The 20,260-nt window shown below is 73.8% G+C and carries 21 protein-coding genes; 6 read left to right on the forward strand and 15 right to left on the reverse strand.

The window, feature by feature from the left end; translation table 11 throughout:
* Positions 1 to 46: 46 nt before the first annotated feature.
* The 4 genes from UW392_RS14325 to UW392_RS14340 form a co-directional block, all read right to left on the reverse strand.
* Entirely contained in the window at positions 47 to 646 is a 600-nt protein-coding gene (locus tag UW392_RS14325; protein WP_320775349.1) for a hypothetical protein, read from the reverse strand.
* Between the two features lie 66 nt (positions 647 to 712).
* Entirely contained in the window at positions 713 to 1,237 is a 525-nt protein-coding gene (locus UW392_RS14330; protein ID WP_320775350.1) for a sigma-70 family RNA polymerase sigma factor, read from the reverse strand.
* Positions 1,238 to 1,362: 125 nt separating this feature from the next.
* Positions 1,363 to 3,105 carry an NAD(P)/FAD-dependent oxidoreductase gene (locus UW392_RS14335; protein ID WP_320775351.1) on the reverse strand — a complete coding sequence of 581 codons (1,743 nt, stop codon included), beginning with the start codon at positions 3,103 to 3,105 and terminating at the stop codon, positions 1,363 to 1,365.
* Between the two features lie 50 nt (positions 3,106 to 3,155).
* On the reverse strand, positions 3,156 to 3,827 hold the full coding sequence (locus tag UW392_RS14340; protein ID WP_320775352.1) for a hypothetical protein: 672 nt from the start codon (positions 3,825 to 3,827) through the stop codon (positions 3,156 to 3,158).
* 208 nt (positions 3,828 to 4,035) lie between these two features.
* Between UW392_RS14340 and UW392_RS14345 the strand changes: the two genes are divergently transcribed.
* Positions 4,036 to 4,533, forward strand: a complete 498-nt coding sequence (locus UW392_RS14345) for an SRPBCC family protein (RefSeq protein WP_320775369.1) — start codon at positions 4,036 to 4,038, stop codon at positions 4,531 to 4,533.
* A gap of 41 nt (positions 4,534 to 4,574) precedes the next feature.
* Positions 4,575 to 5,444 (forward strand): esterase/lipase family protein, encoded by an 870-nt coding sequence (locus UW392_RS14350; protein ID WP_320775353.1) that lies wholly within the window; start codon positions 4,575 to 4,577, stop codon positions 5,442 to 5,444.
* On the opposite strand, the gene UW392_RS14355 is transcribed toward UW392_RS14350, so the two are convergent.
* Positions 5,396 to 6,274 (reverse strand): alpha/beta fold hydrolase, encoded by an 879-nt coding sequence (locus tag UW392_RS14355; RefSeq protein WP_320775354.1) that lies wholly within the window; start codon positions 6,272 to 6,274, stop codon positions 5,396 to 5,398. The two genes, UW392_RS14350 and UW392_RS14355, sit on opposite strands and share 49 nt — an antisense overlap.
* A 198-nt stretch (positions 6,275 to 6,472) precedes the next feature.
* On the opposite strand from UW392_RS14355, the gene UW392_RS14360 reads away from it, so the two are divergent.
* The gene (locus tag UW392_RS14360) at positions 6,473 to 7,243 is read left to right on the forward strand and encodes a GntR family transcriptional regulator (protein ID WP_320775355.1); all 771 of its coding nucleotides are present in this window, start codon (positions 6,473 to 6,475) and stop codon (positions 7,241 to 7,243) included.
* 233 nt (positions 7,244 to 7,476) lie between these two features.
* Here UW392_RS14360 and UW392_RS14365 read toward each other — a convergent pair whose 3' ends face one another.
* The 3 genes from UW392_RS14365 to UW392_RS14375 form a co-directional block, all read right to left on the reverse strand.
* Positions 7,477 to 8,631, reverse strand: coding sequence for an ROK family protein (locus UW392_RS14365; RefSeq protein ID WP_320775356.1), 1,155 nt, complete (start codon positions 8,629 to 8,631; stop codon positions 7,477 to 7,479).
* Positions 8,632 to 8,725: 94 nt separating this feature from the next.
* The gene (locus UW392_RS14370; protein ID WP_320775357.1) at positions 8,726 to 9,391 is read right to left on the reverse strand and encodes a response regulator transcription factor; all 666 of its coding nucleotides are present in this window, start codon (positions 9,389 to 9,391) and stop codon (positions 8,726 to 8,728) included.
* A gap of 15 nt (positions 9,392 to 9,406) precedes the next feature.
* On the reverse strand, positions 9,407 to 10,612 hold the full coding sequence (locus UW392_RS14375) for a sensor histidine kinase (RefSeq protein WP_320775358.1): 1,206 nt from the start codon (positions 10,610 to 10,612) through the stop codon (positions 9,407 to 9,409).
* Between the two features lie 108 nt (positions 10,613 to 10,720).
* On the opposite strand from UW392_RS14375, the gene UW392_RS14380 reads away from it, so the two are divergent.
* From UW392_RS14380 to UW392_RS14390, 3 genes are read left to right on the forward strand one after another with little or no spacing between them, the layout of a single operon-like run.
* Entirely contained in the window at positions 10,721 to 11,641 is a 921-nt protein-coding gene (locus UW392_RS14380) for an ABC transporter ATP-binding protein (protein WP_320775359.1), read from the forward strand.
* A 2-nt stretch (positions 11,642 to 11,643) separates the two neighbouring features.
* Positions 11,644 to 12,369, forward strand: a complete 726-nt coding sequence (locus UW392_RS14385) for an ABC transporter permease (RefSeq protein ID WP_320775360.1) — start codon at positions 11,644 to 11,646, stop codon at positions 12,367 to 12,369.
* Between the two features lie 40 nt (positions 12,370 to 12,409).
* Positions 12,410 to 12,850, forward strand: a complete 441-nt coding sequence (locus UW392_RS14390) for a hypothetical protein (RefSeq protein ID WP_320775361.1) — start codon at positions 12,410 to 12,412, stop codon at positions 12,848 to 12,850.
* On the opposite strand, the gene mug is transcribed toward UW392_RS14390, so the two are convergent.
* The 7 genes from mug to UW392_RS14425 all read right to left on the reverse strand — a co-directional run.
* Positions 12,828 to 13,406 carry a G/U mismatch-specific DNA glycosylase gene (gene mug, locus UW392_RS14395; RefSeq protein WP_320775362.1) on the reverse strand — a complete coding sequence of 193 codons (579 nt, stop codon included), beginning with the start codon at positions 13,404 to 13,406 and terminating at the stop codon, positions 12,828 to 12,830. The two genes, UW392_RS14390 and mug, sit on opposite strands and share 23 nt — an antisense overlap.
* An 11-nt stretch (positions 13,407 to 13,417) precedes the next feature.
* Positions 13,418 to 14,860, reverse strand: coding sequence for an adenylosuccinate lyase (purB, locus tag UW392_RS14400; protein ID WP_320775363.1), 1,443 nt, complete (start codon positions 14,858 to 14,860; stop codon positions 13,418 to 13,420).
* A gap of 75 nt (positions 14,861 to 14,935) precedes the next feature.
* Positions 14,936 to 15,730: an SGNH/GDSL hydrolase family protein gene (locus UW392_RS14405; RefSeq protein ID WP_320775364.1), complete on the reverse strand. Its 795-nt coding sequence runs from the start codon at positions 15,728 to 15,730 to the stop codon at positions 14,936 to 14,938.
* Positions 15,731 to 15,838: 108 nt separating this feature from the next.
* Positions 15,839 to 16,852 carry a hemolysin family protein gene (locus tag UW392_RS14410; protein ID WP_320775365.1) on the reverse strand — a complete coding sequence of 338 codons (1,014 nt, stop codon included), beginning with the start codon at positions 16,850 to 16,852 and terminating at the stop codon, positions 15,839 to 15,841.
* Positions 16,849 to 18,234 carry a hemolysin family protein gene (locus UW392_RS14415; protein ID WP_320775366.1) on the reverse strand — a complete coding sequence of 462 codons (1,386 nt, stop codon included), beginning with the start codon at positions 18,232 to 18,234 and terminating at the stop codon, positions 16,849 to 16,851. The genes UW392_RS14410 and UW392_RS14415 overlap by 4 nt, the downstream gene beginning before the upstream one ends.
* A 153-nt stretch (positions 18,235 to 18,387) precedes the next feature.
* Positions 18,388 to 18,819 (reverse strand): GNAT family N-acetyltransferase, encoded by a 432-nt coding sequence (locus UW392_RS14420; RefSeq protein ID WP_320775367.1) that lies wholly within the window; start codon positions 18,817 to 18,819, stop codon positions 18,388 to 18,390.
* 116 nt (positions 18,820 to 18,935) lie between these two features.
* Positions 18,936 to 20,260 (reverse strand): ABC transporter permease (locus UW392_RS14425; protein WP_320775368.1); only part of this gene is annotated, 1,325 nt, incomplete at its 5' end.

The raw sequence follows: 20,260 nt of genomic DNA on the forward strand, positions 1-20,260 counted from the left end.
CCGGTAAGCCGGTGGAGCGGGACGGACCGTGGGCTGGGACCGTGGACTAGGGGAGGAGGTCCTCACCGCCCTGGAAGCCGAGGAGGCCGGTGGCGCCCTTGGCGGCGCCGCGGGCCGTCTTGGCCGCGCCGCTCGCGGTGGAGGCGGCCTGGCCGGCCAGCGACGCCGCCTGTCCGAGCGGGTTCTGCAGGGCCTGGGTCAGCTGGGAGAGCTGGGTGACCAGTTGGGTGAGCTGGGTGAGCTGCGACGGCAGCGACGCGACGGACGACAGGACGTCACCCACCCCGGCGGCGGCCTGCCCGGCGCCGCCGGCGAGCTGACCGGCGCCGCCCGCGAGCTGGCTCAGCCCGCCCAGCGCCGCCAGCGGGTTCTGGGCGCCTCCGGTGAGCGCGGCGAGCGGGTTGCCCGCCCCCTGCGCGCCTCCCGCGCCGGCCGCGAGGGCCGCCAGCGGATTGACGGCGGCGAGCGCCCCCAGGGCACCCGCGGGCAGTCCGGCCAGCCCCGTCAGCGCGTCGGCCTGGTTCCGGGAACCGCACGACCGGGACGTGTCCCGGTCGAGGAGGTCGTCGAACGCCTCCTTGCCGCTGTCGGCCATACTGCCGACCAGATCCTTGAAGATGTCCTGGATGCTTTTTCCGTTGGACATGAGAGGAATTCCCTTCCGAAGGGGATCGGTGTCCTGGGGTGGTGCCCGGACATCCTGCTCCCGGCGTTATCGCGCGCAGCCCTCCAGGGCTTTCGCGCACACCGTCTTCAGGCGTGCCCGACCTCGGGTGAAAGCGGCTTCGGCGGCTTTCACGGAAATGTTGTGCATACGAGCGAATTCCGCTGTGGAAATTCCGGCGGCACGGGCGAGTATGACCTCCTGCTCCCGGCCGCGCAGCTTCTCCACCTGGCTCAGCAGCCATCTGCCGAAATCCTCGTCGCAGACGTCCTCCTCGGTGGTGCCCGAGAAGTCCAGCAGCGCCGCGCGCTGCAACAGCCTGCTGCGGCGCTCTATTTCACGGTAGAAGTCGATGCAGAGGCGCAGCGCGACGGAGGTCAGAAAAGGACCCAGTCGATTCCTGTCCAACGTGGCGTGTGCGGCTGCTCGTGCCATGGTCTCCTGCACGCAGTCCTCGGCGTCCTGGAAACTCGGAAGTCGTCGTCGAACCAACCGCATGAGGCGGTCCCGGTGCTGGAAGATGTCTTCCCAGGAGCATGCAGCGGGCGATTGGCAAGGGGAATGTAGTGCCATTGTGGATTGCAGCCCGTTGTCTCTCGGTTTCAGGCAGGGGAATCGGCGGCCGATTTGTCGGTCTGGCGGCCACGCTTTTCCTACCCGGCCGTTCGGGGCGGCAAACGGAATACGCACGTCCGGGGTCAGTCGCGGGACCAGTCCTGGTTCCAGTTGACCCACATGTCCCGCAGGGTCTGGTGCACCGCCGTGGCGCTGCCGCGCAGCTCCGTACCGTACGTCTGGACCGCCTCCTTGCCCACCATCCGCGCGCCGCCGGTGAAGTACGAGCCGCGCACATGCCGCGGTGAGCGGAACTTGCCCCACAGCAGGATCCGCATCAGCGGCCAGAGTGTGAACACCCCTGCGGGGCAACGGTCCTGGGGATCGAGTGTGCCCCACACGTCCGGGCACAGCCCGCTCTCCTTGAGCAGCGCGTAGATGCGGGCGACGGCGCGCTCCTTGCTCAGCCCGCCCTCCCGGTAGGCCAGCACGGCGTCCCTCGACTGCTCGAAGAGACGCTCCACCCACGGGTTGTCGACGCCCTGGAGACCCCGGTACGGCGGCAGTTCCAGGGCGTCGAAGCACGCCGTGTCACCGGTCTTCTCGTAGGTGACGGCCGCCTGGTTCTGGGCGTTCGTCCCGTACAGCGTGGTGATGGTCCACACCCGGTTCCAGGCGTTCCACAGCTCGAAGTCGTCGAAGGAGATGTAGCTGCACGACACCAGGTCGTCGTAGAAGCGGAACATCCGCTTGATCCAGTGCTCCAGGTACCGGAACCGCGTGGTGGCGAAGTCGCCCTCGCGCACCGCGTCGACGAGCCGGTGGCCGAGCGCGTTCAGCGACATCACCGTGACGGCGAGACCGCTGGAGAAGAGCGGGTCGATGAAGTCGCTGGCGTGCGGCAGCAGGCACCACCGGTCGCCGACCACCTGCTGCGAGGAGAACTGCGTCCGGTCGGTCGACACGTACGGCCGTACCGCGCGCGCCCCCTCGAACTGCCGCGCCACGCTGGGGAACCGGCCGACGTGCCGCCAGAACTCGTCCTGCGCCGACACCCCTTCGGGACGGGGGTGAGCGTCCAGATCGAGGTTGACGCCGACGCTGCACAGCCCGCTGGTGCCGGCCGTGTGGTTGTCGAAGGGGATGACCCAGAACCAGCCGCCCTCGAACATGTGGTGCAGCGTGCCCTGGCTGAACGGGCTGGGCATGCCGTGTTCCTCGCGCGGCGGCGCGACCGTGTCGAAGGGACGCACGCCCACCATGTGCGTGAAGATCGTCCGCGAGCGCGTGCGGTACGGCGGTTCCTGCCGCAGCCCGAGACGCTCCGGCAGCATGGCCCGCATCCCGCCCGCGTCGACGACGTACGAGGCGCGGAAGCTGCCCTTGTCCCGGGTGACCAGCGTGGCGTGGTCGTCCTCGAACTTCACGTCCTCGACGAGGGTGTGGGTGTGCGCGGTGACGCCGTACTTGACGGCGACGTGGAACATGTAGGCGTCCACGTCCTGCCGGAAGTAGTGCGAGTCGGGCCCGAGCGGCGGCCCCCAGGTCGGGTACTGCGTGCACTCCTCGGCCCGGGTCGGCTCGCCCTCGCGGTGGTAGACGAAGCTGAAGTTGCGCTTGACGCCGCAGTTGGACGAGACGTGCCGGCGCAGCGCCCCGTGGGTCGCCAGGTGCTCGATCTCCGGCACGTCGTAGCGGCGGGCCAGGACCCGCAGGCCGAAGGTGGTCTCGGGGACGGTCGACTCGCCGATGGCGAACCGGGGGTGGCCGCTGCCCTCCAGCAGCAGCGTCCGCACACCGTGCCGGGCGAGGATCGCCCCCAGCATCGTCCCGCCGATGCCGCCCCCGACGATGGCGACATCGAAATCCCGCTGGTCGTCCTGCATGTCTCACGGTCCTTTCACGACGGGAGAAGCGAGCTGCCCGGCCCGGCCGGTCACCGCGCGGCGGCGGCCGGGCCCGGCAGCACCCGGCGCGGCCCGCAGGCCGCCACCCGGGCGCAGAAGGAGAAGGCGAACCAGGGAGTGGGTGCCAGCGCGGCCAGCCGCCGCCGTTCGCCCGGCACCCGGCTCGCACCGCGCCCGGTGACGTCCAGCCAGGCACCGAAGTGCAGCAGCCGCGCCTCCGGACCGGCGCCCCGCGCGGGGAACGGCCGCATGTGCTCGCGCACCGCCCGGGTCAGCTCCCGGCGGCGCGCGGCGCTCACCCGCCGGTCCGCCAGGAACCGGTCGAGCAACTCGGCGGACCGGCCGGTGAACCCGCCCCGGCCGAGCGGCGCGCGCCCCACCAGCCCGGCGTCGTGGAACGCCGCGGCGGCCAGCAGCCCGGCTCGGTCGTACGCCGTCCCGCGGGCCCGCGCGCGGGCGTCGGCCAGCAGGAACGTCCGCAGCGAGTGCAGCGCCACATCGGCCGGCAGCAGCCGGTCCAGCTCCGCCAGGGCGGCGTCCGCCAGGGGGTGTCCGAGCAGCCCGGCCAGCGCGGGCCGTCGGAGCAGCGGCCGCCACGCGTCGGGCAGCCCCCTCGGCACCACGGGGGACCGGCAGCCCTCCTGATGACCGGAACCGGGAACGTGCTGACCGGAACCGGGAACGCCGGGCCCTGCGGCCATGACCAACCCCCTTCGCGCCCCACCTGGATCGGTGCCTTCCTCACCCGTCTTTACGCTCGGCCCGAACCGATCCCCCAGGTGCGCGGGACGAGTTGGGAGCGCGCGATGGGCAGCGCGCACCCCCCTGCCGCACGCTCGGGGCGCGCGTTCTGGTCCCCTTTTCGGGGAATGACCCGGTAGGTCCGCGCAGGGCAGGCTGGTTCCCGTGATCGCCGTGCTCAACGTCCACGAACGCCCGCTGCCCGCGTCGCCCGACGAGGTGGGTGCCCTGCTCGACGCGCTCGGTTCCCCCGGCGACCGGCTCTGGCCGCCCGGCTGGCCCGCCGTGCGCTTCGAGGGGCCGCTGGCCGTCGGTGTCCCCGGCGGCCACGGCCCGGTGCGGTACGTCGTCAGCGACTACGTCCCCGGCCGGTGGGTGCGCTTCCGGTTCACCGGCCCGCGGGGCTTCGAGGGGTTCCACGAGTTCGGCGTGGAAGCGCTCGGCGACCGGCGTACGGTACTGCGCCACACCCTCGTGGTCAGTCCCCGTGGACCGCTGTGGCCGCTCTGGCCGCTGTTCGTCAGGCCGCTGCACGACGCGGTGTTCCGCCAGTGCCTGGACCGCGCGGAGCACGCGCTCACCGGGACCGTGACGCGGCCCGCGCGATGGAGTCTCTACGCGCGCGTACTGCGGGTCTGCGCCGCGCGACTGACGCCGAAGAACTGATCCTTGTTCCCGCCGCACCGAAGAGAAGAGGACGAAACGCCATGGGTTTCTCGACCCCGCGCATCCCGGGACTCAACACGGACGACGTCACCACGGACCTCACCGAGGCCCCCCACCGGGCGGCGGCCCTCAAGGAGGTCGCCGGCGCCACGGTCATCGCCGCCGTCGACGTCGACGGGGGAGAGGACGACTGGGACCTGCCGCTCACCCCGGAACACCCGCGGCCGGTGGTGCTCGTGCACGGAACGTTCGGCAACCGCGGCTACACCTGGACCTCGGCCGCACCGCTGCTGCGCGGCCACGGCCACCGCGTCTTCCGCCTCGACTACGGCAAGCACCTCAACCCGGTGATCTTCGGCCTCGGCGACATCAGGGAGTCGGCCCGGCAGCTCGGCGTCTACGTCGACGAGGTGCTGCGCCGCACCGGTGCCGCACAGGTCGACATCGTCGGCTTCTCGCAGGGCGGCATGATGCCGCGCTACTACCTCAACGCCCTCGGCGGCGCCGTCAAGGTGCACAACTTCGTCGGCATCGCCCCCAGCAACCACGGCGTCACCGCCCAGGGCCTGATGAACCTCGCCCGCCAGATCCCCGGCGCCGCCGAACTGGTCGAGCGGGGCGCGGCCGGACAGGCCGTACCGGCGTGGCCGCAGCTCCAGCACGACCACGCCTTCCAGCGTGAACTCGCCGATCTGGGCGAGACCACCGAGGGCGTCCGGCACACCGTCATCGCCACCGCCTACGACGACGTGGTCACCCCGTACACCTCGTGCGCCCTCGCCGAGACGGACGGCGTGTACGTCCGCAACGTCGTCGTGCAGGACATCGACCCGCAGGACCGGACGCCGCACGCGAGCATGCCCTACAACGCGACGGTGCTCGCCGAGGTGCTGGCGGCCCTGGCGGGCTGATCCCGGCTGCCGTCGAGGAGGACACGGGCGACGAGGGCCGGGTCGTCGTTCATCGGCACATGGCCGCAGCCCGGCAGCCGCACCAGCCGGGCCCCGGGGATCACGGCCTTGGCGCGGACACCCTGGCGAGGGACGAGGAGCCGGTCGCGGCTGCCCCAGGCGATCGTGACCGGCACGCCGTCGACGTCGTCGGTGAAGCGGACCTCGCGCCCGGCCCGCAGCGTCTCGCCGAACCCCTCGGCACGGGCCAGCGCGAGGGTCTCGGCGACCACGGCCTCGGGCGTCCTGCGCGCGGGGCGCGCGTATATCGAGCTGGTCAGCGCGGTGCGGCCGGCCGCCGAGCGGGAGAGCCGTTCGACCAGCGGCAGCGGCAGGAGCCGGGCGGTCGCCCGCATCCCGGTCAGCACGCCGAAGGCGTAGCGCCGCTCCGCCTCGGTCCAGAAGCCCGCCGGGGAGAGGGCCGTGACCGAGCGGACGCGGTCCTCGCGGCCCAGCTCCAGGGCGAGCAGACCGCCGAGGGAGTTGCCCGCCACGTGCGGCCGGTCCAGGCCCAGGGCGGCGCAGAACGCCGCGAGCACGGAGGTCGTCGTCGGCAGGTCGTGCGGCAGACCGGCGGGCAGCGCCGGGGAGGCGCCGAAGCCGGGCAGGTCCACGGCTATGACGTCGCGTTCGGCCGCGAGTATGCGCACCACCGGGTCCCAGGCCTGCCGGTGATGGCCGATGCCGTGCAACAGGAGCAGCGGCGCGCCGCTGCCCACGCGCGCGTAGGACGCGGTGACGGCGCGCGGGCCGTGCGGGGTGGGGGCCGTGAAGGAGACGGTTTCGGACATGGGCACTCCTGGTCGTCGGCTGCTGCTGCGCTCGTAGACAGAGTGTCAGTAAAAGCTACCGCCGGGTAGACCCGTGACGCGCCGTATTGGTCTTGACCAAGGGTGAGGGGAGTCCTATGGTCGCAGAGAAGTGCAACAACCTTTAATAAACAAGGGCGTTAAAACGCCCGCCGGACCACGGCGACCGCGGAGGACAGGGTGGGGACCACGCAGCTGGCACCGGTACCGGTACCGGAACCGAAGTACCTGCACCTCAGGACCGTGCTCAGTCAGGCACTCGACTCGGAGTTCTCGGTGGGCGAGATCCTGCCCAACGAGCGTGAGCTCGCCGCCCGTTTCGGTGTCGCCCGCGCGACGCTGCGCCAGGCCCTGGAACAGCTCGAACTGGAGGGCCGGCTCCAGCGCCGCCGCGGCGTCGGCACGACCGTCGCCCCGCCGCGCGTCGGCGTCGCCGTCGGCGCCCCGGGCGACGCCTGGCCCGGCGCGGCCGACGACGGCTGGGAGCCGCTCGACAGCGCCCCGGCGGTACCGCCCGCGTCCGTCGCCGACACCCTCGGCACCGACCGCGAGGAGGCCGTGCACACCGTGCGCCGCTCCCGCGTCTCGCACGGCCAGCCGGTCGCTGCCGAAGTGCTGTACGTACCGCGGACGTCCGTCCCCGGCCTCTCCGCGATCGACGCGCCCACCGGTCCGGCACGCGCGCGTGCCGTGCTGCGCGCACTGAACACCCTGGAGCCGGGGCACCGCGAGAACGCGGTGGAACTGGGCTCCGCCCACGTCGACGACGCCCGGGAGCTGGACCGCCTGCCGGGCGCCCCCGTCCTCATCGTCACCACCCGCTGGGTGACCGGCGACCGCACGGCCGCCCTGAGCGTCGCGACGTACCGCGCGGACACGTGCCGGCTGACCTTCGGCGAGGCGGGGGACGTCCGGATACACCACGGACCGACGGCGAGCCACGCCTCCTGAGACCGGCTCGGCGAACCTGGGGGTCGGCTCGGTGGTCCTGGGGGTCGGCTCGGTGGCTTTGGGGGGCTGCCCGGTGGTCCTGAGGGCCGGCTCGGTGGCCTTGAGGGCTGCCCGGTGGTCCTGGGGGGGCGGATCGGTGGTCCTTGGGGCCTGCCCGGTGGTCCTGAGGGCCGGGTCGGTGGCCCTGGGGGTCGGCTCGTGGCCCTGAGAGGCGGCCGGGTGGGTTGCCGTCGTCAGCGGCGGGCCGTCGTGCCCTCCACCGCGAACAGCTGTTCCTCGACATGGTCGAGTGCCAGCCGCAGCGCCCCCGTCGGCACGGCGGCCTCGCCCAACAGGGAGAGGGAGACCCGCGGGGGCCGCAGACAGTAGCGGGCCAGCTCGCGCCGCAACGGCTCCAGCACGCCGTCGAGACCGGCCGCCCAGCCGCCGATCACGACCAGCTCGGGATCGAGGGCCAGCACCAGCGCCCCCACGTCGTGGACCAGCCGCCGGATGAACCGGTCCACGGCTGCCAGCGCCCGCCGGTCGCCGTCGCGGGCCTGCGCGAACACCTTTGCGACGGCCTGCTCGTCGAGCGGGTGCAGCGGCTCGTCCGTGGTGGACAGCAGCGTCTCGGGCGTCACCTCGCGCCCCAGCAGGTGCAGCGCGCCGATCTCCCCGGCCGCCCCGCCGTACCCCCGGTGCAGCCGCCCCCCGATCAGCGCGCCCGCCCCGGGGCTCAGCCCCGCCAGGACGAACACCACGTCGTCGGAGTCGGTGGCCGCCCCCTTCCAGTGCTCGGCGACGGCCGCCGCGTTGGCGTCGTTCTCCACCAGTACCGGGCACTTGAAGGAGCGGCTCAGCCGCTCGCCCAGCCGCAGCCCCGTCCACCCGGGCAGCGCCGTGCCCAGCCGCACCGTGCCGTCCGCCTCGACGATCCCCGGCGTGGCGGCCCCCACCGCCCGCAGGGAGCCCCGGGCCACCCCGGCCCGGCGCAGCAGCTCGGCGACGGCGCCCCGCAGCCGCTCCAGCCGCTCGTCCGCCGACGCGCTCTCCTCGACGTCCTTGGCCTGCGCGCCCAGCACGCTGCCGTCCAGGTCGGACAGGAGCGCGGACACGCGGTGCGGACCGATCTCCAGCCCCAGCAGATGCCCCGCCTCCGCCCGGAAGCGGAACCGCCGGGCCGGCCGCCCCTGCCGCCGCGCCGTGCCCTCCTCGGCCACCGTCTCGACGACGAGACCGGCCTCGATCAGCCCGTCGACGACGCCCTCCACGGTCGGCCGGGACAGCCCCGTCACCCCGGTGATCTCGGTCAGCGTCGCGCAGTCCGTGGCGCGCAGCGCGTGCAGCACCACCGCGGAGTTGATCCTCCGCAGCAGCGAGGGATCCCCGCCGGTCAGCTGCCCCACCGTCCGTCCTCCCAGCTCGTGCGCGTGTTGGCCGGATCGTACTCGGCACACCGCACCCCGGCGAGTGCCGGTCCGCGCGGCCGTCCCGCGCGGCTCACCCCGGCGCCACGAACCCCGACTCGTACGCCGCGATGACCGCCTGCGTGCGGTCCCGCGCCCCGAGCTTCGCCAGGACGGCGCTCACGTGCGACTTCACCGTCTCCGTCCCGACCACCAGCCGCGCGGCTATCTCGGCGTTGGACAGCCCGCGCGCCATCAGCCGCAGCACCTCGCCCTCCCGGTCGGTCAGCCGCGCCCGCTCCATCGCGGCGCGCGCCGCGCGGCTGCCGCCTTCGCCGTCGCCGTACGCAGCCGCCAACCGCCGCACCGACGCCGGGAACAGCAGCGACTCGCCCTCCGCGACCAGCCGTACCGCGTGCACGATCTCCGCGGGCCGGGACCGCTTCAGCAGGAACCCGTCGGCCCCCGCGCGCAGCGCCTCGTACACGTACTCGTCGTTCTCGAAGGTCGTCACCACCAGGATCTTCGGCGGGTCGGCGACCGTCCGCAGCACCGCGCGGGTCGCCTCGATGCCGTCCAGCAGCGGCATGCGGACGTCCATGGCGACCACGTCGGGCCGCAGCCCGCGCACCAGCGGGATCACCGCCGCGCCGTCGGCCGCCTCGCCGACCACCTCGATGTCCGGCTCGGACTCCAGCACGGCCCGCAGGCCCGCGCGGACCAGCGGTTCGTCGTCGACGAGGAGAACGGTGACCGTCATGGCGGTCAGCGTAGGTCAGCGCAGCGGCAGCTCCGCGCGCACCCGCCAGTCACCCGCGTCGGCCCCCGCGCGGGCGCTGCCGCCGAGGAGCGCCGCCCGCTCCCGTATGCCGCGCAGACCGGCGCCCCCGCCCGGCGCGGACGCTCTCCCGCCCGGCACGGGACGTCGCCCGTCCGGCAGCGGGTTGCGTATCTCCAGGCCGAGCGTGCCGTCCGCCACGTCGATGCGGACCCGCACCGGCACGGCGCCCGCGTGCCGCAGCACGTTGGTGAGGGACTCCTGGAGGATGCGGTACCCCTCGCGGGACACCGGGCCCGGCACGGTCCCCAGCTCCCCGCTCACCTCGGCGTCGAGCTTCGCCCCGGAGGACCGCGCGGACTCCAGCAGCCGGTCCGCGTCCTGGAGCGTCGGCCGGGCGCTCGCCGGGCGGCCGGTCTCCCGCAGCACGCCCAGCACCCGCTCCAGATCCTCCAGCGCCGCGCGGCCGGTCTCCTCGATCGCGGTGAGCGCCTGCTCGGTGAAGCGCGGGTCGCGCGCCGCCCGCGCCGCACCGGCCTGCACGACGGCGACGGTCAGCGCGTGCCCGATGGAGTCGTGCAGCTCGCGCGCGATGCGGTTGCGCTCCAGCAACTGCTCCGTGCGCTCCTCCAGGGCGGCGAGCCGCTCGGTGCGGGAAGGACCCAGGAGACGGCGGGCCAGCAGCGTGATCAGGTGACCCGAACCGACGACGACCGCGCCGAGCGCGACCAGGGGGAACGGCACGAGCAGCGCGTACCACCAGTGGTGCCCGGGGAGGGACACGAACGCCCCTGTGTCCGCGCCGTCCCCGCGCGCCGCCAGTACCAGGTCCGCCGCGAACAGCGGCAGTTGGACACTGAGGTGGGCGACGGCGGCGCCCAGCAGCAGCCGGGCCTGAAGCCACACGACGGTGCGCCCGCGGTCCGCCCAGGTCGCCGACGGCGCGACGGCTATTTCCGTGGCACCGTCCCCGTCCTCCTCGCCGTGCCGGTGACCGGTCAGCAGCAGTTTGGCCTGCATGCCCTCGACCACCCGCATCGCGGGCACCAGCCCGGCGAGGGCCAGCACCGCGGCCGCCGTGGCCGGCGTCCACCACGCCTCCTCGATGAACAGCCACATGGCCGGCCACACGACGGCCACGAACAGATGCAGCCATCGCGTGTAGGTGACCGCCCGGGTGAACGGGCGCAGCAACCGGACCATGGCGTCATCGTGCCAGCCGGCACTGACAACGGGCCTCCCCCGCCCGGGGGAGACGGACCCCGCCGCCGGGGGAGGCGCCCGCCCGCCGCCACCCGCGACGCTGCCACCATGACCAGTATCGACGTCCGCGACCTCACCAAGGACTACGGCGCCCGACGCGCCGTGGACGACCTCACCTTCACCGTGCACCCCGGCCGTGTCACGGGGTTCCTCGGCCCCAACGGCGCCGGGAAGTCCACCACCATGCGGCTGGTCCTCGGCCTGGACCGGCCGTCCGCCGGAACCGCCACCGTCGGCGGCCGCCCCTACACCGCGCTCCGCGAACCGCTGCGCCACGTCGGCGCCCTGCTCGACGCGCACGCCGCGCACGGCTCCCGCACCGCCCGCGACCACCTGCGCGTCCTGGCCGCGAGCAACCGCGTCCCGGCACGCCGCGTGGAGGAGCTCCTGGAGCGCACGGGCATCGCCCCGGTGGCCCGCCGCCGGGTGCGGACGTTCTCCCTGGGGATGCGCCAACGGCTGGGCATCGCCGCCGCCCTGCTCGGCGATCCGGAGGTCGTGCTGCTGGACGAGCCCTCCAACGGCCTCGACCCGGAAGGCATCATCTGGATCCGGCAGCTCATGCGCGGCCTCGCGGCCGAGGGACGCACCGTGCTGGTCTCCAGCCATCTGATGCACGAGACGGCGTCCTTCGCCGACCACCTCGTGGTCCTCGGCCGGGGCCGGCTCCTGGCCGACACCCCGATGCGGGAGTTCATCCACGCGCGCGTGCGGCCCCGGGTCCGCGTCCGCACCACGGACGACGCCGCCCTGAGGAAGGCGCTGTCCGGGGACGGCCACGACGCCGTGGCGCACGAGGACGGCCACTGGACCGTGTACGACGCGCGCGTGGAGGACGTCGGGCGCTCCCTGTCGGCGGCCCGGGTGCCGGTCCTGGAACTCGCCGCCGAGGAAGGGACCCTGGAGCAGGCGTACCTCGATCTCACCGCCGGCCTGCCCGAGTTCACCGCCACGCCGCAGGAGGTCTGACCGTGGAAGCCGTACCCGTGCTGCGTTCCGAGTGGCTGAAGATCCGCACCCTGCGGTCGTCGTACGGCACGCTGGCGGCGCTGCTCGCCGTCACCGTCGCCTTCTCCGCGATCGCCGGTGTCTCCGACACCTCCGACCCGGAGTTCGACCCGCTGTTCACGGCCCTGTCCGGGGCCATGCCGGGGCAGATCGCCGCCGTGGCCTTCGGCGCCATGGCCGTCTCCGCCGAGTACCACGGCCACGCGATCCGGGTCAGCCTCGCCGCGGTCCCGCGCCGCGGACGGTGGTTCGCGGCCAAGCTGACCGCGATCGCCGTGCCCGTCCTCGGCACCGCGCTGGTCACCGCCCTCGCCGCGCTGTTCGCCGCCCGAGCGGGCCTGGGCTCCGTGGCGGACGGCCTCACCGCGGCCGAACAGATCCGCGGCGTCGTCGGCTGCGGCGTCTACCTGACGCTGATGGCGCTGTTCGCGGCCGGACTCACCGCGCTGTTCCGCAGCGGGGTCGCGACCCTCTCCGTCATGATCCCGTTCATCCTCGTCGTCTCCTTCGTCGTCGGCGACGTGGCCGGCGGCGTCACCGACTTCCTGCCGGACCGGGCGGGACAGGTCGTCCTGCACGAGACGTACGACGGAAGTGCCGGACCGTGGACGGGACTTGCCGTGACCGCGCTGTGGACGGCCGCCGCCGTCGCGGCGGGAGCGTGGCGGCTGCGGAGCCGCGACGCCTGACGGACCGCCAATTGTCAGTGGGTCCGGTTTTACTGGGGACATGGACAGCGCACGGCACATCGCTCTCATCGACGAGCTGTGCTCCCGCCTCTCGGGGACGGAGCACGGCTCGTCGCGCGGCGTCGGCGGGACGGACGCCGACGGCGTCACGGTGCTGCGCGGCAGCCACGGCCTGCGCGGCGGCGACCCGGCGGAGCGCGCGACGACGGTGGAGCGGTACGAGTGGCAGCGCGACGCCCTCGCCGGACTGCTGACCCCCCGCTGGGGCGAGGCCGGCCTGCTGAACCTGCAGACCGTCCTGTTGCGCGGCGCCCACGAGGAGATACCCGAGCCCTGGGCGGCCCTGAGCGTCCGTGCCCGCGTGGCCTACGTCTGGCAGGTGCCGGAGAGCGGCGGCTGGGCGGCCGTGGCGGTGGCCGACCGGGACGAGGAGGACGAGGTCCAACTGCTGGCGGCGGTCACGGCGACGGATCCGCCGTGACGTCCCGCGCCCCGTCCTCGGCGGCCACCCGCAGCCGGGCGTACTCCTCCGCCATCGTCCGCGCCGTCCAGTGGGCGTTGAGGCCGCTCGGGTTGGGCAGCACCCACACTCGCGTGTCGCCGATCAGACGCTCCTGCGGGCCGACCCGCGCCTTGCGGTCGCCGAAGGCCGCGCGGTAGGCGGTGACGCCGACGACGGCCAGCCACTGGGGCCGCAGCCGGGCCGTCTTCAGCGCCAGCGTCCGGCCGCCCTCCCGGTACTCCTCGGGCGACAGCTCGTCGGCCCGCGCGGTGGCCCGCGCGACGACGTTGGTGATGCCGAGCCCGTACGACAGCAGCTCCCGCTGCTCGGCGGGGTCCAGCCGGCGCGGGGTGAACCCGGACAGATGCAGCACCGGCCAGAAGCGGTTGCCGGGGCGGGCGAAGTGGTGGCCCGTCGCGGCCGACAGCAGACCGGGGTTGATGCCGCAGAACAGGACCCGGAGGCCGTCCGCGACGACGTCCGGCAGTAGCCGGTCGCGGGCGGCCTCCAGTTCGGCCTGGGTGAAGCGGGCCATGCGGCGGGCGGCTAGAGGATCGCGCCGGGCACGTAGCCCGCGGCCCGGGGGTGCTGCTTGACGACGTCCTCGATCCGCGCGGCGACGGCGGCCACCTGGTCGGCGGCGGCACCGGTGAACGACAGCCTGTCGGCCATCAGCGCGGCCAGCTGCTCCCGGTCCAGCGGCAGCCGCTCGTCGGCGGCGAGCTTGTCCAGCAGGTCGTTGCGCTCGGCGCCCTGCTCGCGCATGGCCAGCGCGGTGGCGACGGCGTTCTCCTTGATCGCCTCGTGCGCGACCTCACGGCCGACACCCGCGCGCACCGCGCCCATCAGCACCTTGGTGGTGGCGAGGAACGGCAGGTAGCGGTCCAGCTCCCGGGCCACGACGGCGGGGAACGCCCCGAACTCGTCCAGCACGGTCAGGAACGTCTCCAGCAGCCCGTCCAGGGCGAAGAACGCGTCGGGCAGCGCCACCCGGCGGACCACCGAGCAGGAGACGTCGCCCTCGTTCCACTGGTCGCCCGCCAGCTCGCCGGTCATCGAGGCGTAGCCGCGCAGGATCACCATCAGGCCGTTGACGCGCTCGCAGGAGCGGGTGTTCATTTTGTGCGGCATCGCCGAGGAGCCGACCTGGCCGGGCTTGAAACCCTCGGTGACCAGCTCGTGCCCGGCCATCAGCCGGACCGTCTTCGCCAGCGAGGACGGCGCCGCGGCGAGCTGCACCAGCGTGGTCACCACCTCGTAGTCCAGCGAGCGCGGGTAGACCTGGCCGACCGAGGTGAACGCCTGTGCGAAGCCGAGGTGCCCGGCGATCCGCTGCTCCAGCTCCGCGAGCTTGTCCGCGTCGCCGCCGAGCAGGTCCAGCATGTCCTGGGCGGTGCCGACCGGGCCCTTGATGCCGCGCAGCGGGTAGCGGCCGAGCAGCTCCTCCACCCGGCCGTACGCGACGAGCAGCTCGTCGGCGGCGGTGGCGAAGCGCTTGCCCAGCGTGGTGGCCTGCGCGGCCACGTTGTGCGAGCGGCCGGCCATGACGAGCTCGCGGTACTCGCCGGCCAGCTTGCCGAGCCGGGCGAGGACGGCGACCGTGCGGTCGCGCACCAGTTCCAGGGAGAGCCGGACCTGGAGTTGCTCGACGTTCTCGGTGAGGTCCCGGGAGGTCATGCCCTTGTGGACGTGCTCGTGCCCGGCGAGGGCGTTGAACTCCTCGATCCGCGCCTTCACGTCGTGCCGCGTGACCTTCTCGCGCTCGGCGATCGAGCCCAGGTCGACCTGGTCGAGCACACGCTCGTACGCGGCGATCGCCTCGTCGGGCACCTCGATCCCGAGGTCCTTCTGCGCCCGCAGCACGGCGAGCCAGAGCTGCCGCTCCAGCCTCACCTTCTGCTCGGGCGACCAGAGCGTGGCGAGCTCGGCGGAGGCGTACCGTCCGGCGAGGACGTTGGGGATGCGGGGCTTGGCGGGAGCGGAAGTCACGTGCACGGAGTCTACTGGCGATTCGTGCAGGCCAGCGCCCCGGGTGAACTGGAGGAACCTACGAGGCCGGGGTGGTCAGTCGAGAGGGCCGCCGAGGGGACCCTCGTACGGCAGCAGCTCGGGCCGTTTGGCCGGGCGGCCGTCGCCCGAGGAGCGGCCGGTCAGGCGGCGGCCGATCCACGGCAGCAGGTGCTGCCGGGCGAAGCGCACGTCGGCGGTGCGGCGCAGCATCCAGCCCGGCGGCAGCGAGGCCGGCGGCGGGGTGCGCCAGTCGGCGTCCTCGGCGTCGTGGCCGAGCGACTGCCACACCGCCTCGGCGACGCGGCGGTGGCCCTCCGCGGTCAGGTGCAGCCGGTCCACGTCCCACAGCCGTGGGTCGGACAGGGAAGGGGCGCCGTACAGGTCCACGACGACGGCGCCGTGCCGGGCGGCCAGGTCGTCGACGACCGCGAAGAGCGCCTCCATGCGCGGCCGGAACCGTTCCAGGACCGGGCCCTGGCGGCCGGGGCTGCGCATCAGCACCAGCTGCTTGCAGTTCGGGGCGAGCCGCTCCACGGCCTCCGTCAGCAGGGCGCGCACCCGGCCCATGTCGCACTTGGGCCGCAGGGTGTCGTTGAGGCCGCCGACGAGCGTGATCACGTCGGCGCCCATCGCGGCGGCGACGGGTACCTGCTCGTCGACGATCTGCCCGATCAGCTTCCCGCGCACGGCGAGGTTCGCGTACCGGAAACCGGGGCTGCGGGCCGCCATCCGGGCGGCGAGGAGGTCGGCCCAGCCCCGGTAGGAGCCGTCCGGGAGCAGGTCCGACATGCCCTCGGTGAAGGAGTCGCCGACCGTGACAAGGCTGGTGAAGGTGGGGTTCGTCTGCATGGCGACGGAAATGGTATCCCGAGGCACCCAATCGGGCACCCGCGGCATACCCACCGGTCGGTGGCCGCCCCCGTCGCCGCCCGGCCGCCGCCCCGTACCGCCACGCCTTCAGACCCGTCGGCCGAACAGCTCCCGCAGCACGTCCTCCATCGTCACCAGGCCCGCAAGGCGGCCGTCGCCGCCCAGGACGGCCGCCAGATGGGTGCGGCTCCTGCGCATGGCGGTCAGCACGTCGTCGAGCGGGGTGCTCTCCCGTACCCGTGCGATCGGCCGCATGTCCTCCGGGCGGAACGCCGCGTTCCGGGGCGAGGCGTCCAGCGCGTCCTTCACATGCAGGTAGCCGACGATCCGGCGCCCGTCGTCCACCACCGGGAACCGCGAGAAGCCCGACTCCGCCGAGAGCCGCTCCAGCTCCTCGGGGGTGACGCCCACGCGCGCGTGCACCACGCGTTCCAGCGGCAGCGCCACGTCGCGCACCGGACGCCGGCCCAGCTCCAGGGCATCGTGCAGCCGCTCCTGCGCACGGTCGTCGATGAGCCCCGCCTCGCTCGCGTCCTTCACGATCTCGGCCAGCTCCGCGTCGGTGAACACCGCCGCCACCTCGTCCTTGGCCTCCACCCTGAGCAGCTTCAGCAGACCGTTGGCGAAGGCGTTCACCGTGAAGATCACCGGGCGCAGCGCGCGGGACAGCGCCACCAGGGGCGGGCCCAGCAGCAGTGCGCTGCGCACCGGCTCCGCCAGCGCGATGTTCTTCGGCACCATCTCGCCCAGCAGCATGTGCAGATAGGTCGCGAGGGCCAGCGCGATGACGAACGACACCAGGTGACCGGCGCCGGAGTCCACGCCCACCGCGTGGAACAGCGGCTCCAGCAGGTGCGCGATCGCCGGCTCCGCGACGATGCCGAGGACCAGCGTGCACAGCGTGATGCCGAGCTGCGCGGCCGCCAGCAGCGCCGACACGTGCTCCAGACCCCACAGCACCCGCCCGGCCCGCCGGTCGCCGGCCTCGGCGTGCGGCTCCACCTGGCTGCGCCGTACCGAGATCAACGCGAACTCGGCCCCCACGAAGAAAGCGTTGACGACCAGCGTCAACAAGCCGATCAGCAGCTGTACGGCGGTCACCGTCCGGCCTCCCCGTCGCTCGACGTCCCCGCGCCACCCGTCCGCTCGCGCGACGCCCCCGCGTCGCCCGTCCCGTCGTCGAGGGGCGCGCGCAGCAGCACCCCCGCGGCCCGGCGGCCCGTGGCGTCCACGACGTCCAGCCGCCAGCCGGCCACCTCCACGCTGTCGCCGACCGCCGGGATCCGGCCCAGCTCGGCCGCGACCAGCCCCGCCACCGTCTCGTACGGTCCCTCCGGCACCCGCATCCCGAGTCGCTCCAGCCGGTCCACGCGGGCCGAGCCGTCCGCCCGGAACAGCGCGTGCCCGTCCTCGTCGGCGCCCACCGGGTCCAGCTCGGGCGTCTCGTGCGGATCGTGCTCGTCGCGCACCTCGCCGACGACCTCCTCGACGATGTCCTCCAGCGTGGCCACGCCCGCCGTGCCGCCGTACTCGTCGATCACCACTGCCATCGTGCGCCGCCCCGAGAGCCGGTCCAGGAGCCGGTCGACGGTGAGCGTCTCCGGCACGAGCAGTGGGTCGCGCATCACCTCGGACACCGGCACCAGCGCCCGCCGCTCGGCGGGCACCGCCAGGACGTCCTTGATGTGCGCGGTGCCCACCACCGCGTCCAGGGTCTCCCGGTAGACCGGGAACCGGGACAGCCCCGTGGCCCGCGTCGCGTTGGCCACGTCCGCGCAGGTCGCCCGGTCCTCCAGCGCCATCACCTGCACGCGCGGCGTCATGACGTGCTCCGCGGTGAGGTCGGCGAGGTTCAGCGTCCGCACGAACAGCTCGGCGGTGTCCGCCTCCAGCGCGCCCTCCCGGGCCGAGTGCCGGGCGAGCGCCGCCAGCTCCTGCGGCCCCCGCGCGGACGCCAGCTCCTCGGCGGGCTCCACGCCGAACCGCCGCACGACACGGTTGGCGGTGTTGTTCAGATGGGTGATGAACGGCCGGAAGGCCGCACTGAACCAGCGCTGCGGGTTCGCCACGTGCCGGGCCACGGCGAGCGGCGAGGAGATCGCCCAGTTCTTCGGCACCAGCTCGCCGACGACCATCAGGACGACGGTCGACAGCGCCGTACCCACCACCAGAGCGATCGACGAGGCGGCCGAGGGCGAGGCGCCCAGGTCCCGCAGCGGACCCGCCAGCAGCGCGGCGACCGACGGCTCGGCGAGCATGCCGACCACCAGGTTGGTGACGGTGATGCCGAGCTGCGCGCCCGAGAGCTGGAACGTCAGGGCCCGTACGGCCTTCAGGGCGCCGGCCGCGCCCCGCTCACCGCGTGCGGCGGCCCGCTCCAGCTCACCGCGTTCCACGGTGGTCAGGGAGAACTCGGCCGCGACGAACGCACCGCACATGAGCGCGAGCAGGACGGCCAGCAGCAGGAGGAGCACTTCGGTCATCGGTTCACCTCCGTCCCATGATCGAACAGGTGGGGGCGGCCCGCGCGCTGTCGTACGCCGCGGAGCCGCCCCGTGGGCGGGCGCTCGGGAGGGGTCATGGGGGCGCGAGTGCCCGCGGAGGGTAAAGCGAAGACAAAGAACGCCGGGGCGCGGTCAGGAGACCAGGTGCTTCACCCAGCGCCGCCACTGCTCCTGCGGCTCGTACCCCGCGGCCCGCCACGCGTGCTGTGCCCGCTCGTTGCGGACCAGCACCATGGCGTCCCCGCGGCGGCCGCCGAGCCGGGTGAACCGCTCCTCGGCGGCGGTGAGCAGTGCCGTCGCGATTCCCCGGCGGCGGTGGTCGGGGTGGACCGCCAGCCGGTAGAGGTGGCAGCGCCAGCCGTCGAAACCCGCTATCACCGTTCCGGCCAGCTCGCCGTCGAGTTCGCCGAGGACGAGTGCCTCGGGGTCGCGGGTGACCAGGCGTTCGATGCCCGCGCGGTCGTCGCTGATGCTCGTGCCCTCGGCGGCCACCTTCCAGAAGGCCAGCACCGCGTCGAGGTCTTCGGGCCCCGCGGTCCGTACGTGGAGATCTGGTGTCGTCATGGGGTGATCTCATCAGCCGGGTGGCGGCGTGGCGGGGAATTCCAGCATGTGGGCTTCCGCGTACTGGCCGCGGGTCCGTCTTGGCCGGTCGATCAGCCACGGACGGCGGACCGCGGTCACTCGTGTGCGATGGCTGTCAGTACGTTCATCCGCGACGCGCGCAGCGCGGGCAGCAGCGCCGCCACGACGCCCACCAGCGCCGCACCGGCCACCACCGCCAGCACCGTGCCCCAGGGCACCGCGAACGCCGTCAGGCCCTCCAGCGCCAGCACCTGCTGGATGCACAGCCCCCACAGCAGTCCCAGCGCCAGACCGAGGAGCGCGCCGAACACCGCGATCACCACCGACTCCAGCCGGATCATCCGGCGCAACTGCCGCCGGGAGAGCCCGATCGCCCGCAGCAGACCGATCTCCCGGGTCCGCTCCACCACCGACAGGGCGAGGGTGTTGACCACGCCGAGCACCGCGATGACGATCGCCAGCCCCAGCAGCGCGTACACGAGGTACAGCAGGACGGCGATCTGGTCGTGCACCAGGTCCTTGTAGTCGGCGAGATCACGGACCGCGACCTGCGGGTACGGGTCGAGGGCCCGCTCCAGTTCCGCGCGGAGCCCGTCGGTGTCCGTGCCGTCGGCGGCGTTGACGTACACCACGGAGTCCTGGCCGCCCGGCGCGTACCGCTGGAGCGTCGCCATGCCCACGAACAGCCCGCCCGGCGTTCCGAATCCCGACGCGGAGTCCCGGTCGGTCAGCGCGCCCACCGTCAGATCGGCCGTGCGCCCGCTCTGGAACCGCACCGGCACGGTGGTTCCCACCCGCACCCCGTGGTCGCGCGCGAACTCCGCGTCCATCCCGACGCGGCCGCCCCCGAGCGCCGCCGACGTGTCCCCGGCCGTGTAGGCGAGATCGGCGACCTCGTCCAGCCGCGGGTCGTAGCCCGCGACGGACGTCTCCACCCGGTCGCCGTCCGGCAGCCGCACCGCGACCGGCGCGAACCGCGACCGTACGGCCGTCCCCGCGCCGGGCGCCCCGGTCACCGCGTCCGTCACCTCCTGCGGGAACGGCAGGAAGCTGTCGTTCTGCACGACGAAGTCGGCACCCAGCGTCCGGTCGATCTGCTCGTCGAACGACGCCGTCATCGACGCGCTCGCCACGGACATCCCCCCGACCAGCGCGATCCCCACCATCAGCGCGGCGGCGGTCGCACCGGTACGGCGCGGATTGCGCAGCGCGTTGCGGCGGCTCATCCGGCCGACCGCGCCGAACGGCGCCCCGAACGCCGTGCCCAGCACCCGGACCACCGGCCGGACCAGCAGCGGACCGGCGACCACCGCGGCGACCAGCGTCAGCACGACACCGAGGCCCAGCAGCGAGGCCGCCGTCGCCGTCTCCGAGGACGCGGCGCACCCGGCCAGCGCGGCCGCGCCCGCCGCCGCGACGA

The sequence above is a fragment of the Streptomyces sp. CRN 30 genome (assembly GCF_034105845.1).

What these genes read in the sequence shown, in the direction of transcription:
- UW392_RS14325 (WP_320775349.1), bottom strand. Translation starts at nt 646, where the DNA reads ATGTCCAACGGAAAAAGCATCCAGGACATCTTCAAGGATCTGGTCGGC.
- UW392_RS14330 (WP_320775350.1), bottom strand. Translation starts at nt 1,237, where the DNA reads ATGGCACTACATTCCCCTTGCCAATCGCCCGCTGCATGCTCCTGGGAA.
- UW392_RS14335 (WP_320775351.1), bottom strand. Translation starts at nt 3,105, where the DNA reads ATGCAGGACGACCAGCGGGATTTCGATGTCGCCATCGTCGGGGGCGGC.
- UW392_RS14340 (WP_320775352.1), bottom strand. Translation starts at nt 3,827, where the DNA reads ATGGCCGCAGGGCCCGGCGTTCCCGGTTCCGGTCAGCACGTTCCCGGT.
- UW392_RS14350 (WP_320775353.1), top strand. Translation starts at nt 4,575, where the DNA reads ATGGGTTTCTCGACCCCGCGCATCCCGGGACTCAACACGGACGACGTC.
- UW392_RS14355 (WP_320775354.1), bottom strand. Translation starts at nt 6,274, where the DNA reads ATGTCCGAAACCGTCTCCTTCACGGCCCCCACCCCGCACGGCCCGCGC.
- UW392_RS14370 (WP_320775357.1), bottom strand. Translation starts at nt 9,391, where the DNA reads ATGACGGTCACCGTTCTCCTCGTCGACGACGAACCGCTGGTCCGCGCG.
- UW392_RS14375 (WP_320775358.1), bottom strand. Translation starts at nt 10,612, where the DNA reads ATGGTCCGGTTGCTGCGCCCGTTCACCCGGGCGGTCACCTACACGCGA.
- UW392_RS14380 (WP_320775359.1), top strand. Translation starts at nt 10,721, where the DNA reads ATGACCAGTATCGACGTCCGCGACCTCACCAAGGACTACGGCGCCCGA.
- UW392_RS14390 (WP_320775361.1), top strand. Translation starts at nt 12,410, where the DNA reads ATGGACAGCGCACGGCACATCGCTCTCATCGACGAGCTGTGCTCCCGC.
- mug (WP_320775362.1), bottom strand. Translation starts at nt 13,406, where the DNA reads ATGGCCCGCTTCACCCAGGCCGAACTGGAGGCCGCCCGCGACCGGCTA.
- UW392_RS14405 (WP_320775364.1), bottom strand. Translation starts at nt 15,730, where the DNA reads ATGCAGACGAACCCCACCTTCACCAGCCTTGTCACGGTCGGCGACTCC.
- UW392_RS14415 (WP_320775366.1), bottom strand. Translation starts at nt 18,234, where the DNA reads ATGACCGAAGTGCTCCTCCTGCTGCTGGCCGTCCTGCTCGCGCTCATG.
- UW392_RS14420 (WP_320775367.1), bottom strand. Translation starts at nt 18,819, where the DNA reads ATGACGACACCAGATCTCCACGTACGGACCGCGGGGCCCGAAGACCTC.